Source organism: Mycoplasmopsis bovirhinis, from assembly GCF_900660515.1.
Taxonomy (GTDB): domain Bacteria; phylum Bacillota_I; class Bacilli_A; order Mycoplasmatales; family Metamycoplasmataceae; genus Mycoplasmopsis; species Mycoplasmopsis bovirhinis.
Window position 1 is genome coordinate 458,857 of sequence record NZ_LR214972.1, and the last position, 15,393, is coordinate 474,249.

Annotated in this window: 10 protein-coding genes; 1 reads left to right on the top strand and 9 read right to left on the bottom strand. The window is 30.6% G+C overall.

The features are described from left to right. Nucleotides 1–65: 65 nt before the first annotated feature. From fusA to uvrA, 9 genes are all read right to left on the bottom strand, one after another. Nucleotides 66–2,156 (bottom strand): elongation factor G, encoded by a 2,091-nt coding sequence (gene fusA, locus EXC44_RS01920; protein WP_129621474.1) that lies wholly within the window; start codon nt 2,154–2,156, stop codon nt 66–68. Nucleotides 2,157–2,182: 26 nt separating this feature from the next. Then, a complete protein-coding gene (rpsG, locus tag EXC44_RS01925) occupies nt 2,183–2,653 on the bottom strand; it encodes a 30S ribosomal protein S7 (protein WP_129621476.1) in 471 nt (156 codons plus the stop codon). Between the two features lie 52 nt (nt 2,654–2,705). Further along, nucleotides 2,706–3,116: a 30S ribosomal protein S12 gene (gene rpsL, locus EXC44_RS01930; RefSeq protein WP_099309117.1), complete on the bottom strand. Its 411-nt coding sequence runs from the start codon at nt 3,114–3,116 to the stop codon at nt 2,706–2,708. A 242-nt stretch (nt 3,117–3,358) separates the two neighbouring features. Next, complete coding sequence (gene mip, locus EXC44_RS01935; RefSeq protein ID WP_129621478.1) at nt 3,359–6,124, bottom strand: Ig-specific serine endopeptidase MIP; 2,766 nt, start codon at nt 6,122–6,124, stop codon at nt 3,359–3,361. A gap of 18 nt (nt 6,125–6,142) precedes the next feature. Then, the gene (locus EXC44_RS01940; RefSeq protein ID WP_129621480.1) at nt 6,143–8,473 is read right to left on the bottom strand and encodes a putative immunoglobulin-blocking virulence protein; all 2,331 of its coding nucleotides are present in this window, start codon (nt 8,471–8,473) and stop codon (nt 6,143–6,145) included. Between the two features lie 192 nt (nt 8,474–8,665). Continuing rightward, on the bottom strand, nt 8,666–9,598 hold the full coding sequence (locus tag EXC44_RS01945) for an NAD(P)/FAD-dependent oxidoreductase (RefSeq protein WP_129621482.1): 933 nt from the start codon (nt 9,596–9,598) through the stop codon (nt 8,666–8,668). A gap of 7 nt (nt 9,599–9,605) precedes the next feature. Further along, complete coding sequence (lgt, locus tag EXC44_RS01950; RefSeq protein WP_120160547.1) at nt 9,606–10,592, bottom strand: prolipoprotein diacylglyceryl transferase; 987 nt, start codon at nt 10,590–10,592, stop codon at nt 9,606–9,608. Next, complete coding sequence (hprK, locus tag EXC44_RS01955) at nt 10,585–11,520, bottom strand: HPr(Ser) kinase/phosphatase (RefSeq protein WP_129621484.1); 936 nt, start codon at nt 11,518–11,520, stop codon at nt 10,585–10,587. The genes lgt and hprK overlap by 8 nt, the downstream gene beginning before the upstream one ends. Before the next feature lie 54 nt (nt 11,521–11,574). Next, entirely contained in the window at nt 11,575–14,427 is a 2,853-nt protein-coding gene (gene uvrA, locus EXC44_RS01960) for an excinuclease ABC subunit UvrA (RefSeq protein WP_129621486.1), read from the bottom strand. Nucleotides 14,428–14,530: 103 nt separating this feature from the next. Between uvrA and EXC44_RS01965 the strand changes: the two genes are divergently transcribed. After that, entirely contained in the window at nt 14,531–15,298 is a 768-nt protein-coding gene (locus tag EXC44_RS01965; protein ID WP_129621488.1) for a hypothetical protein, read from the top strand. The last annotated feature ends 95 nt before the right edge of the window (nt 15,299–15,393 follow it).

The following is a 15,393-nucleotide window of genomic DNA, read 5'->3' on the forward strand; positions in this document are numbered from 1 at the left end:
ACTTTATGTTGTCTAACTAATTAATAAAAAATATCTTGCAAAGCAAGATATTTTGATTCGAAGAATTAATCCTCGTCTTTAGATTGTAAGTTTCTTCTTTTAATAATTTCATCAGAAATGTTTTTAGGTGTTTTTTCGTAATGATCAAATTGCATTTGGTAAGTTCCACGACCTGAAGTCATAGATCTAAGTTCTGTTGAATAGCCAAACATTTCAGAAAGCGGAACCTGTGCTCTAACAACAACGGCTCCATCATTTCTTTGTTCTTGGTCATTAACAAGCCCTCTACGACGTGATAAATCACCAATTACATCTCCCATGTGATCTGAAGGAACAACAACTGAAACATCCATAATTGGTTCAAGTAATACTGTTCCAATTTGATCTTTAGCTTTAGTTAAAGCTTTAGAAGCAGCTATTTTGTAAGCCATTTCCGAAGAGTCGACGTCGTGGTATGAACCATCAAATAAGGTAGCTTTAATATCAATCATTTGATATCCAGCTAAAATACCAGCTGCCATTTTTTCTTCAAGACCTTTTTGGATTGATTTAATGTATTCTTTAGGGATTTTACCACCAACAATTTTATCCACAAATTCAAAACCACCATCTGGGTTAGGTTCAAATTTAAGTCATACGTGCCCGTATTGTCCTTTACCACCAGATTGTTTAATGTGTTTTCCTTCGACATCAGCTGTTTTAGTAATTGTTTCACGGTATGAAACTTGAGGAGCTCCAACTTTAGCTTGAACACCAAATTCACGTTTTAGACGGTCTACAATAATATCAAGGTGTAATTCACCCATACCAGCAATAATTGTTTGACCTGTTTCTTCATCTGTATAAGTTCTAAAAGTTGGATCTTCAGCTGCCAGTTTTTGTAATCCTAATGAAAGTTTTTCAGTAGCAGCTTTTGATTCAGGCTCTAAAGCTTGTGAAATAACTGGTTCTGGGAATACCATTCTTTCTAGAACAATTTTTGGTGATTTTTCATCAATTAAAGTGTCACCAGTTGTTGTGTATTTAAGACCAACAGCTGCCGCAATATCTCCAGCACGACATTCATCAATTTCAACACGGCTGTTAGCATGCATTTGTAATACACGGCCAATACGTTCTTTTTCACCCTTAGTCGAGTTAAATACGTAGCTTCCTTTGTTTAATACCCCGCGGTATACACGGAAGAAGGTCAATGAACCAACAAAAGGGTCATTCATAACTTTAAAAGCTAAAGCAGCAAAGTTTCCTTCATCGCTAGCTTCAACACTAACTTCATTTTCTCCTTCATGTGCTTTAATTGCAGGAATATCTAAAGGTGAAGGTAAGTAATCAACAACAGCATCAATCATTTTCTTAACACCTTTGTTTTTAAATGAAGTTCCACAAACTACTGGGAAAAATTCTGAAGTTAAAGTTGCTTTTCTAATAGCAACTTTAAAATCTTCAACCTCAACTTCTTGTCCTTCTAAAACAAGCATCATTAATTCTTCATCAAAAGCAGCAACTGCTTCTAATAATTCTTGACGTTTGATTTCAACAATTTCTTCTAGGTCAGCAGGAATTGCTGTTGGGAATTCTTCTTCTTGAGGTTCTCCGTTATAAGTGAAAGCTTGTCTTGTAACTAAATCAATAACCCCTTTAAAGTCCGATTCAGCTCCAATAGGTCATTGAATTGCTACTGCATTTCCACCTAATCTTTGTTTTACAGATGCAACAGAAGCAGCAAAATCAGCTCCTGCTTTATCCATTTTATTTACGTATACAATACGTGGAACTTTATAATTAGTTGCTTGTCTTCAAACTGTTTCGGTTTGAGGTTCAACACCAGATTGAGCATCTAAAACAGCGACGGCTCCATCTAAAACACGTAATGAACGTTCAACTTCAACAGTGAAATCAACGTGTCCAGGGGTATCAATAATATTAATTCTTTTACCTTTTCAAAAAGCAGTAGTTGCTGCTGAAGTAATAGTAATACCTCTTTCTTTTTCTTGTTCCATTCAGTCCATTTGCGAAACACCATCATGTGTTTCACCAATTTTATGGATTTTACCTGTATGGAATAAAATTCTTTCTGTTGTGGTAGTTTTACCTGCATCAATGTGGGCCATAATACCAATATTACGGTAATCTTTTAAATCGTAATCTCTAGCCATGATATCAATTAAATTTAACTAAAAGACTATCATCTGAAGTGTGCAAATGCACGGTTAGCTTCAGCCATTTTATGGGTGTCTTCACGTTTTTTAATTGCTCCACCTGTTTTCTTTGATGCATCGATGATTTCATTTGCTAAACGAACATCCATTGTTTTTTCGTTTCTTAATCTTGCATATTGCACTAATCATCTAAGTGCTAATGTTTGTTTTCTACGAGCAGTAACTTCAGTAGGTACTTGGTAGTTTGTTCCTCCAATTCTTCTAGTACGTATTTCCAATTGCGGTGTAATGTTTTCGACTGCTTCTAAAAACACTTCCATTGGTTCTCTACTTGTTTTTTCTTTAATAAGTTCAAATGCTGAATATAAAATATCTTGAGCAATTGATTTTTTTCCGTCAAGCATAATTTGGTTAATTAATTTTGTAACTACTACTGAGTTAAAAACTGGATCTGCAAGTACTTCACGGATTGGTGCTGTTTTTTTTCTTGACATTTTGTCCTCCTTAATTTTATATTGAAATTAATTAATAATTATACTTAAAGTATTATTTAGCTTTTTTAGTACCATATAAACTACGGCCTTGGTTACGTTTTGCAACACCAGCTGCATCTTGGGTTCCACGTACGATATGGTATCTAACCCCAGGTAAGTCTTTAACACGACCACCACGAATAAGCACAACAGAGTGCTCTTGTAAGTTGTGTCCTTCTCCTGGAATGTAAGCTGTAACTTCCATTTGGTTTGATAATCTAACACGAGCATATTTACGTAAAGCTGAGTTAGGTTTTTTAGGTGTCATTGTTGCAACACGGGTACATACACCACGCTTAAATGGTGAAGCCATTTTTTTAGCTTTTTTAATTAATGAGTTATATGTAAGCGATAAAGCCGGTGCATTTTGTTTCTTCGTTTTAGAAACACGACCATGATTAACTAACTGATTTGTTGTTGACATTTAATTCCTTTCTATAAAATTTTGATTTAATTTGTTTATTATTGTCAATGCGAATAAAAATAATTTCTAAAATAAAATTATGGATTTATTATACCATAACAACTGATCCTAGTGTATCACAAAAAAATTTTTTTATGCCTAAAAAATAGACCTAAAAGTTAAAAACTCCAAATAATTATTTACAAAAACTATGAAAAAATTAAATAAACAAAAATATCCGCATGCGGATATTTTTGTTAATATTAAGAACCTTGTTTAAATTTATAAGTTTCAGGAACATCTTTTACTGAATTAGGCATTAAATTTGTCTTAAAGTTTTCTCCATACATAGTCTTTAATTTCTCACGGTATGAATTGCCAACTTTTTGGTCTTTTCCTCCACCGTGAATTAAATCATATTGAGGTAAATTATATGTACCAAATAAACCTTTATAATCATAACCATTTGAACGAAGTGCTACTCCAGCTGAAGTAGTTGAATGTTGGAAAACAGTAGTTAAAATACCCATAATTTCATTATTTTGGTTTCTAATTGCAGAACCACTGGCACCACCACCAACTTCAAAGTTTTTAAGTAACATTCCAATACCACTGTTAACGTATTCTTTTTTATCATCACTTGATTCTAAAAATTTATCACCTGATGATCTAGGCGCAACAAGGAAATTATCATATACTCCTGGTTTATCTTTAAATTGTCTTAGGTTAAGCATATGTGAAAGTGTGCCACCTTTTTGAAGTTGTTTTAAAGTTTTTTCATCATTTTTATTATATTGGGTTACATCATATCAAGTTGATGAAGCATTAGTTCACATAGTATGAGTAGATGCTAAAACAGCTTTTTGGTCTGCATCAGTATGTTCATTTAAATAAAAGTCTTCAAAACCTTGTTGACGAGCTTTAGGATATGAAACAACATATAAATTATCATATTGTTTTGTTGCTTCTGGTGATCCAGGTTTAGCTAATAAAGGTTGGTTGATTTTATCAAAATTATTTACATAATCATATGTTGGTATTTTTAGTTTTAATTTCTCTTCTAAGTTAGCATAATTATTAGTAAAGTATTTAGCAAACTCTTGTGGGGTTTTACCATCTAAATCATTTGTAGTAAACTTACTAAAATCAATTTCAAAGACTGCAAAGTCAATAAATTCTTCTTTGTCTTTAACGCTTTGGTCTTTAGAAATTTCATATGGGCTAGTGGTTAAAACATCACGGGCATCAAAGATACGTTTAAAGGCTGATTTATTAACGTTAATTTTGTTGAATTTTTCTTCAATAGATAACACTTTAATTGCATTAAAAATATGTTTTTCGTTTGTGCGCTTTAAAATATCCATTCTAATAGTATCAACTGTATTTTCGTTTCAACCATTAATAACGTGGTAATTAGTTGCAAAATATCATTTAGTTGGGTATTCTTCACCTTCCTTCTTTTCATAGTCTAAAATTCAAGCTGTACCAGCATTACCAACTTTAGCTTTTGATCTTTGCTTATAGTTAACAAAGGTCTCATAGTCTCTAACCGTTCTTTCGTTAATGTCGTTTTTAAGACGATTTAAAATATCTTGAGAGAATATGCCTTTTTTTTCTGCAGCATCATAAAGTTTTTTTCAATGTTCTTTAATAAATGGAGTATATTTTTTCTCTCACATTTCTTCTATTGCTGATTGGCTACCTGCTGTAATTTGTAATCTATTAATAATATCATTAAAAACTGCATTAACAACTGCTGGTGTATTTTTACCATCGCTATTATTTGCCTTATCAGCATCTAAACGAGCTTTAATTTCATTTTTAGCATTTTGGTCATCTAATAAATTAACCATACCATAAATGTCAAACTCTACCTCTCCTAATGCATTCTCAAGTGCAATTTGTACTGATTCATCATTGGTAAAAATAGGAGCTCGAAAAGTTAATAAATATGATTGTAATGCAGCTTCGGCATAATTATCATTAATTAATTTGCGAGCAAGTCCAGTATTTCTTTGCGGACTTGGTGCAGAAGTTTTATAATGGTCATATCAGTGGACTACGCTTCTTGGACCCCTAGTAGGCACATCTAAACCTACTACTTGTCCATTAGCATCATATTTTGGAATTATAAAACCAAATTTAGAAGCAGTATCATAATCAGGCATATTTAATTCTTTAGCTATTTTATTATAAGCAGCTTTTGCTTCTTCAGTTGTTGAAAAAGTTCTTGCTAAAGCATTGCTTTCTAATGATCGTTTAATATTTTCTAAATCATAATCATATTTTTCAGAGTTTGATTTATTAACTGCGTAATTAGTTTCACGATTTAAACGAGCACTTTTCTCATCATCAGTTTCTAATCTTTGTCCACCATAACCATTTTCACTAGCAAACCCAGTTAATTTAAACTGCTTAGTTTGATCATTACCAAATTGCACGTATGCAACTAAGTGAGATTTATCTTCAGATAATCTAACATTTAATAACCTAGCTCCAATTCTTGGATCTTTTGCCTCAAACCCTGAATTAGAATTTAATGCCTGTGACATTGAAATTCGTGAAAAATCACTTACTCTTTGTGGTATTCTAAGGCCATTAGAAGCTTCTTGCTCTATTATAAAGTATAAAGTACCTAAACTTGATAAATCATCTGTACTAATAAGCGCTGAAATTTCAGCAGCACTTAACGGAGGAAGTTTAGGATCCTGATTGTTTTGACCTTCTGAGTTTTGTTGTTTTAATTGACTAATTTTTTTGTTAAGTAAATCAAGTAAAGTTTTTTGGCTTGTTAAAGAAGTTTTAACATCTGCAGCTAAACCTTCATAAGCAGTTAAAGCTGATGTAACTTTTTGTTCATCAGTAACTTTTACAGTAGTTTCAGTTTTATTTAAAACATCAGCATGAGTTTGTTTGTAAGCTTCAACTGGATCATTAGAAATTGGTTTTTGTTGTGAGGTACAACTTACTGCTATAAAAGGAACTAAAAGTCCACTAATAGATAAGTTTAATAAAATTCTTTTTTTCATTTGTATAGTCTCCTTATTTTAGACGATTTCGTATTCGTCTTCTGTGCTAGCGTATCTTACGTTATATCCAGCATTTTTAAGTGTATTGTATAGTGCAACTGCACCATCAGTAACTAAAATTTGGGTATTTCTATTAAAAGTTCCATCTGAATATTCAATTAAAGCAGCTAAATGTCTTAGTCCATTAGAATTTAAGTTTTGCACACTTTGGGTTGCATTAATGCGGATGCTTTGGGTGCTTCTTCCGTTGCTAAAGGTAATTTTTGATTTTGGATATTGATTATTTTTGACAATAATATCATCAAATTGAGCTTCGTTCATGTCAGTAGTTGTTACTGTTCAAATATTACTATCATTAAATAATTTAATTTTATTTAACATTCTTTTGGATGATTGTTTACCACTAACATCATTAAATTCTAAACCTCTTAATGTTTTAATTGCTGGAATCCTTGAGAAATCAACACCCATTGGGTATGAATTGCCATCACTACTACGATCTGGTTTTAGTCCTGGACCTCAAGCCCCTTGGAAAATTCTTTCATTATTTCTTGTTCAATAAGCCATTCTAAGACCATTGTTAATAATGGTAAAATCTCCAGGAATAGTATAATCTTCAGCATCAAATGCTAAGTTATCAAAGGTAATACGAGCATAAAATGGAGGTTGATTTGGGTCTGTTGAAAACGTTGTATTGTAATCGGCCATATTAACTCAAGCAACTTTATTTAAAGCTCATGGGTTAATTGATCAATCATCCGAATTAACATTTAACCTGTTATTTGAAAGCAATGATAGTTCATCAATTTCTTTGTTTTTAAGATATTTAAGCGCTGTAGTATTTTTAGACTCAAAGAATAATTCAAGTAACGGTAATTTATTTGGTAAAGCGGCGAATATTTTATCCATATTTTGATCAGCACCAGATTTACCAATATTCATTAAACGATATCCAGTAATATCTTTTCCTTTAGCTTGCAAGTCTTTAATTAGTTTTTCAGCTTTTTGGTATGCACCAGGTTGCACAACATCAATTGTAACTACAACTGTTTTTTCACGATCTACTAGTGCGTTTTCTACTTTAGCAAGTCTAGTATATTCAGTAATCTTAATTCCACTATTAGGAATATCTAATCCTTCACTTCTGTACTGTGCAGTAACATCTCTATCATTTCAGTTAGCATATTTACCTTTTAAGATATCTTCTGAGTTTCTTCAATATGAATCGTTATTACCCATTACACGGTAAACTTGGTTGTTACGTTTATATTCAGCAGTTACTGTGTTAACGACAGGTTCATGAGTTGATGAAGTTCATTCACCTGCTTCATTAACACTAATATCACCACCATATTCTGGAATAATAAAACCTTTTTCTAAACTATCTTTTTCAGTTTGCGAAATCTTAGTAATTTTTTTCGGATCAATATGCATTAGAATTAACATTTTACCTAGCTCTCTAGTTTCAGTTCCAATACTTCTAGGTCATGTTAAAGTTTCTTTCATATTTCATCATTTATCTAATTGTTCATCAGTTACAGAATCAAGCAGGTACTTTTTAACATTCTCTTTAGAAGTAAGAAGCCTGTGGTATCTAAATCATATATTACCAAAATGCTCTGAAACAGTTCCATCATTTTTTATTTGCGCTTGTTTAGCTTCAATATCTCTATCATCGCTAAGAGAAGCTACAAATGGTGAAATACCCGCAGCAATCTTAGTTGCTTTATTTTGAGCTGCAGTAATAGTTTTACCAATGTTTTCTTCAGTTAAAGCATTTTTCACATTTAAAACATCATGAGTAATTTCAGCATAATATGGAATACGGTTTGTAATTCCTTTTTCTACATCAGATTGTTCATATTGACGTTTTGGAATTGTTGCAACATCAGCTTCAAATTGAATATTCTCAATTTTGATTTTAATAGCCTTTTTTTCAGGCTCAGGATTAGGAACTGGTGTTGGAGCCGGTTCATTTGTAATTTTAGTTTCTTGATCTTTGATTGGATCACTAGTTGCAGGTGGTAATTCTTTATCTTCTTCCTTTTTTTCTTTATCTGGATTTTGGATAATTGGATTAAAGACTGTTGTTTCTGGATCTTTTACAATAGGTGGTTCAACAACTGGCGGGTTTTGAACTTTAGGCAAGTTATAGTCGCTTGCACTAATTTGTGATTTAGATTGATCTACTTGCTCAGCTTGAAAATTAGGCTTAGCATCAGTATCAATTTTAAATTTAAATGGTTCACTTTGCGATTGTGTTTGTGAAATAAGAGTTGTTGTAACTCCGCTTGCCACAATTCCACTAGATCCAATAATTAAGTATAGTTTTTGTTTACGTTTGAGCATAATTTTCCCTTCATTATAAATATATAATCAATAAGTATGATTTAATTATAATATAAATTATATTTATATACTTCGCAAAACTAAAATTTTTAAGACTACTAATTGTGTTCTTCAAGTTTTTTTTTTTTTATAATCCCAACATTAGTTAAAGAATAAAAAATATGGAATTTTAAAATCCATATTTTTTGCTTCTTAAAGTGAATTTAATAAGTCAGAAATTTTCTTAGCTGCAATAGCTCCATCACTTGCCGCTGTAACAATTTGACGAATTTCTTTTTGGCGAATGTCACCAGCTGCAAAGATTCCTTTAACTTTAGTTTGCATATTTTCGTCTGTTAAGATAAAACCTCTTTCATCTAAAATATCTAAATTCTTAGCAAATTCGGTTGTTGCTTCCATTCCAATATAAGGGAAAAATGAAGCAATTTCAATAGTTTGTTCTCTGCCATCAACCAAACTTTTAATTACAGCTTTTTCTAGTGAATTGGTTCCTGTTAGTGATGTAATTTGTGACTCTCTAAAAATGGTAATATTTGAAGCTTTGTGTAAATCTTCAACAAGTTTTTTTTCGGCTGTAAATTCTTTTTCACGAATTACAAAATATACGTGGGATGCAATTTTTGTAAGGTATGTTCCTTCTTCAACTGCTGAATTACCACCTCCTAAAACAAGGGTTGGAGCATCTTTAAATAATGGGCCATCGCAAATTGCGCAAAAACTAATTCCTCTGTGTAAGAAATCTTGGTAACCATTAATAAAGCTTGGTTCTCTATTTTTCATTCCAGTTGAAATTAAAATTGTTTTACCATAGACTGATGAACCATCAGCTAATCTAACTTCTTTGTCAAAATCACCATTGTTGATGATATTAACGACTTCACCATATTTATAAACAGCACCAAAACTAGTTGCATGATCTAAAAAGTTTGTAGCTAATTGTCAACCATCAATAATTTCTGTTCCAATTCAATTTTCCACTTTGTTAGTTTGTGAAAGTTTTCCACCAGGAGCGCCTTTTTCAACAAAAATAACTTTTAAATTTGCTCTTGAAGCATATAAAGCGGCATTAAGACCTGCAGGTCCTGCGCCAATGATTACTAAATCATAAATAGTTTGTTTTTCCATGTCTTACCTACTTAAATACTATATAAGTTAATGTTTTCTTAAAAATATTACTAAATGAACTAATTTTAACATATGCATAGTAATATTCTGAATTTTGATATTCATAATGGTTAAATATTTTATATTTAACTGTTTTTGTGTACTTTACACGTGATCAGAAGGCAAAATATACAAAGATAAATGCCCCTGATAGTGCGAATAATAAAGCTATAATTGAGTAAAATAAATATGATTCTTGTCTTAGTGGTTCTAAAGCAAGACGCACTACTCCATATCATAATAAATAAAGTCCAGCTGTCGCACCAGGTTTAAATGTTCAAAGTAAATTGAAAATTCAAACAATAATTAAATATCCTACTAAGTTAGCTAAACCTTCATATAAAAATAAAGGATATCTATATGCCCCAGCCAACCCTAATGAGTCACTGTAGCTATCTGAAATATACATATTATCAGCAAAACTCTTGCCAAAAATTAGTGAGCTAGTTCCAGTTCAATCAATCTTTCCATAAACTTCGTGGTTACCGTAGTTTCCAAACCTTCCAACAAATTGTCCAACTAAAATTGTTGGAATAATAATTGAAGTTGCCTTACGAATATCAACAACATGCCGCTTAGTATAAGCATAAGTCATATCGGCAATAATTGTAAAGAAAACTCCTCCTTGGATACTTAACCCTCCGTCTCATATGGCATACCAGGCCGAACCTTTAAAAGGTTCGGGGCTATAAATTAGTTCCTCAAAAACAAACCCTAAACGAGAACCAATAATTCCCATCGGAATTGTAATTAAGATTAAGCCATATAAAACTTCCATTTGCATTTTTTCTCTTCTTCAGAAGTAAAAAATCGTAAAGATGGCAGTTAAATAACCTAGCATAATCATTAATGAATATGTATAAAATTGAAAAGATCCAACTGATATTAAAATACTTGGTGTTCCTTCTCTAAAGGCGACATCTGGAACATAACTTGGACCATTTAAATTATTCATTTTCTGTTAACCTCCGTTTTTCAATTTCTTTTATAACATTTAAACCATCTCGTTTTGATAAATAAAATCCTACGGCTGTTTCAATTAAAGAAGCAACTGAACCTCCTTCTTTAATTGGGATTTGGATTTTGTGTATATATCTCCCAAAAATTGGGTATTTCAAGAAGTCTAAACCTAAGCGATCAAATTCATATTGTTTATCTGTTTTGACTAATTCAACAACTAAATCAATTACTGATGATTTAGCTACTGATTTTACTCCATATATATGTTTAACATTAATCATTCCAATTCCACGTACTTCTAGCATATGTTCAGTTATCATAGGAGAGCGGCCAACAAATATATTACCACCATCACCAATTAAAACTGAATCATCACTAATAAAGACATGACCTCTTTGGATTAATTCTAAAACTGCCTCTGATTTTCCAACTCCGCTTTGACCAACTATTAAAACACCTGTTCCACCAATTAGAACTAAACAAGCATGAACTTGTGTTTCATCTAAAAAATGGTTATTTAAATATGAGCCAACATTAGTTGTTAAAAGTGAAGAGCTCATTTTAGCTTGGCATAGTGGTACTCCATATTTATCAGCACAAGCTATAATTCAATTTAAAGCAGGTTTAGCAACTCCTCTTGATAAAATAACTAAAGGGGGTTGTAGTTTAAAAACATGTTCAATTGCTCTAATTGCTGCACTTTTACCAATTTTTTGAAATCAAAGTGATTCACTAGTTCCTCAAGATATCACATTGTTTTTAATTCTATCATAAGCTAAAAATTCAGCTAATTCAAGACCAACACGCTTAATAGCGGGTTGGTATATATAATTATAATTAACTTGTGAATCAGAACTATTCAATAAATTTCAGCCAAAAAATTTAATAAGCTCAGCAACACTTACTTTCTTTTTCTTGTTCATTTAACCTTCTTGTCGCTTAATGTAATTATTATAAACAATTTATTTAAGTTTAAATTACTTTTTAAAAAGTATTTTTTCTAAAAATTGTCCGGTGAAACTATTGCTATTTTTAGCAACTTGCTCAGGGGTTCCAGAAGCAACTATTTTTCCACCATGAATCCCTCCGCCTGGTCCTAAATCTATCAAATGATCGCATGATTTTATGACATCTAAATTATGTTCAATAACTATTACAGTATCACCATTATCTACAATTCTATTGAGTATTTCAATTAATTTCTTTATATCATGTGTGTGTAAACCTGTTGTTGGTTCATCTAAAACATAAATACTTTTACCTGTTGGTTTACGTTGTAAATATGTTGCTAATTTTACTCTTTGAGCTTCGCCACCAGATAAGGTAGTAGACATTTGTCCGAGTTTTATATACCCTAAACCAACATTTTGTAAAAAAAGTAGTTTTTCAATTATTTTTACTTTTGAATCAAAAAATATTATTGCTTCATCCACGCTCATTTGTAAAACATCACTAATATTTTTATCTTGGTATTTAATTTCTAAAGTTTCCCTGTCATATCTTTTACTATCACATTGATCACAAGGTATATAAACATTAGGTAAAAAATGCATCTCTATAATCAAAAACCCATCCCCAGAACATTTCTCACACCTTCCTCCTGGTGTATTAAAACTAAACCTACTTTTAGTATAACCTCTAATTCTTGATTCTTCAACATTAGCAAAAATATCTCTAATATCATCAAAAACACCAGTATATGTTGCTGGGTTACTTCTTGGAGTTCTTCCAATTGGACTTTGATTTACTTGTACAAGTTTATCAACATTAATTAATCCATCAATGTTTTTAAAATCTGCTTTTTTATGGTGCAATCCTTCGGCAATTCCTTGCATTTGTTGATACCCATTAACTAAAATATCGTTAATTAAAGTACTTTTACCGCTTCCTGAAACTCCAGTTACTCCCACTAGTTTTCCTAATGGAATAGTAACATCAATATTTTTTAAATTATTTTCTTTAGCCCCTTTAATTGTAATAGTTTTACCATTACCTGAACGTCTAGAAGCAGGAATTTTTATTTCCCATTCGCCAGATAAATATTTACCTGTAATTGAGTCTGGTGCTTTAACAATGTCTTCTAAAGATCCTTGGGCAATAACTTGACCACCATTTTCGCCAGCTCCAGGACCAATATCAACTATATGATCAGCAGCATAAATTGTATCTTCATCATGTTCAACAACTATTAAAGTATTACCTAAATCAACCATTTGCTTCATTGTTTCAATTAATTTTAAATTGTCCCTTTGATGAAGACCAATTGAAGGTTCATCAAGCACATATAAAACTCCACTTAAATTAGCACCAATTTGCGTAGCTAAACGAATTCTTTGAGCTTCACCACCTGATAAAGTTTCCGCGCTTCGGTGTAAGGTTAAATAGTCTAAACCAACGTTGTTTAAAAAAGTTAAACGATTAATTATTTCAGTGGTAATAATATTTGAAACAGTTTTAGTATAATCATCAAGATTTTCAATTAATTTTTCAAAAGTTAAAAGTGCATCAGAAATTGATAATTTAGTCATTTCGTAAATGTTTTTATTATCAATTTTAATACTTAAAGCTGCTTTGTTTAACCTTGCTCCTTGGCAAACGTGACAAGTAAATGAACTCATATATTTCTTCAAGTAATCCCGGCGCATCTCAGAAGAAGTTTGAAAATATAATCTTTCAATCTTAGTTAAGATACCTTCAATGTGTTGTTTTTTACGCGATTTAGTATTTGAAGCAGAAATTAAAGTGTATTCGATTTCTACATCTGATCCATATAATAAATATTTTAATTTACCTTGCGGAATTTCATCAACAGGAACACTAAGAGGAATCTCATAATGATGTAATAAGGCTTTAAATTCTTGTCATTCTAAATTTGGGGTATTAATCATATTTTCAAAATATTTAAATGCTCCATTTTCAATTGTTTTTCAAGTTTCAGGAACTAAAGCATCAAATGACGCTTTAGTTTCAAATCCTAAACCTTTACAATTCTCACACATCCCAAAAGGAGCATTGAATGAAAAAAGTCTTGTATCAATTTTAGGAATTGAAAAATCTTTATAGATGCAAGCATGCAGTTTTGAAAAAGTTAGAAGTTCTTTAGTATCAACATTTTCAATTTTAACTAACCCACCACTTTTTTCAGTAGCTATGTTAATAGCTTCGGAGATTTGATTATAGTTATCTTCTTTAACACTAACTCTATGGATCACTAAATAAATTGTATGTTTATAATTTTTATCTAAAATAATTTTATCTTTTAAACTTAAAATTTCACCATTTACTTTTACTCTTAAATATCCTTCATTTTTAAGTTTTTCAAGTAAATTAACATGTGTTCCTTTTTCATTTTCTACTAATGGTGCATAAATAATTAATTTTGTACCTTCGGGAAATTTATAAATTGAATTTAAAATATCTTTGGTTGTTTGTGAGGTAATTTCTAAATTATGAGTAGGGCAAAATGCTTTACCAATTCTCGCATATAATAATCTAAAATAATCATAAATTTCAGTAACTGTTCCAACAGTAGACCTAGGATTATTATGTACAGTTTTTTGTTCAATTGAAATTGAAGGATTTAAACCTTCAATTTTTTCAACATTAGGTTTTTTTGTTCCTCCTAAAAAAGTTCTTGAATACGAACTAAGCGAGTCAACGTAACGTCTTTTTCCTTCTTCGTAAATTGTGTTAAAAGCTAATGAACTTTTTCCACTACCGCTAAGACCGGTAAAAACTACTAATTTATTTTTAGGAATTTCTAAAGAAATATTTTTTAAGTTATTTTCTTTAGCCCCAGTAACTATGATTTTATTATTCTTTTGGCTCATTTAACTCCTTTGCAATTATAGTTATATATTATATGTCTTTAATTTAAAATATATATTATTATATAACTTTGTTTTGTTATAATATTAAATAGTAGGAGTTATTATGTATATTAATGATAATGTTTTTACAGCAATTATTATTTTTTTTGTTGTAGCTTTAGCTTTGTTTGCAACCCAAATTGTTGCTAAATTTAGATTATGAAGCTTTAACGAAAGTGTTTTTAAAACTAATAAAAAAACTATGCTAAATTTTCTGATATTCTTTATTGCTTTTATTATTTTTTCATTAATTGTTTTAATTTTAGTTCAAGTAGAAGTAATTATTGTTGGTGAATTTGCAACTAACAAAGAGGGAATAAGAATAAATGTTGATGATACAAAATATAATATAATTAGAAGTAAAGAATCAATTCTATCTTTTTTATTTCTCATTTCAGCAATTTTCCCAGCTTTAATGACAATTTATTATTTAACACAAATCAAAGTTCATCAAGAAATTACTAATAAAGAATTATTAGAATTTGCTAAAATAGTAACAATAAACTTTGAAGAAGCCGAGAAAAGTTACTATATTTTAAGAACGGGTAAAAGAGGTTCAATTGGACACAATGTTGTTTTTGATAAATATATTTCAGTAAGTGAGTTTTTTGCTAATTTTAATAAAAAACTAATGTACAAAAGAATTATTAAAAAAACAATTTCTTTTGTTTTATGTCAACCTAATAAATTACCAACTTTTGATCAAGACAATAATATTAAGAACATAGTTATGGTTTATTTAATCACCGCTGTAAAAGTAATTAATAAGTCAATTAAAGAAAAAATAACCTTAGATGATTTAGCTAAACATTTACTAGGCATCACTTTTTAAAAAGTCAAGTTCACGACTTTTTATTTTTTTATAAATTTATTTTAAATAAACATCAAAAACTTATAGTTTTTAATGTTACAATATATAGGAGATTT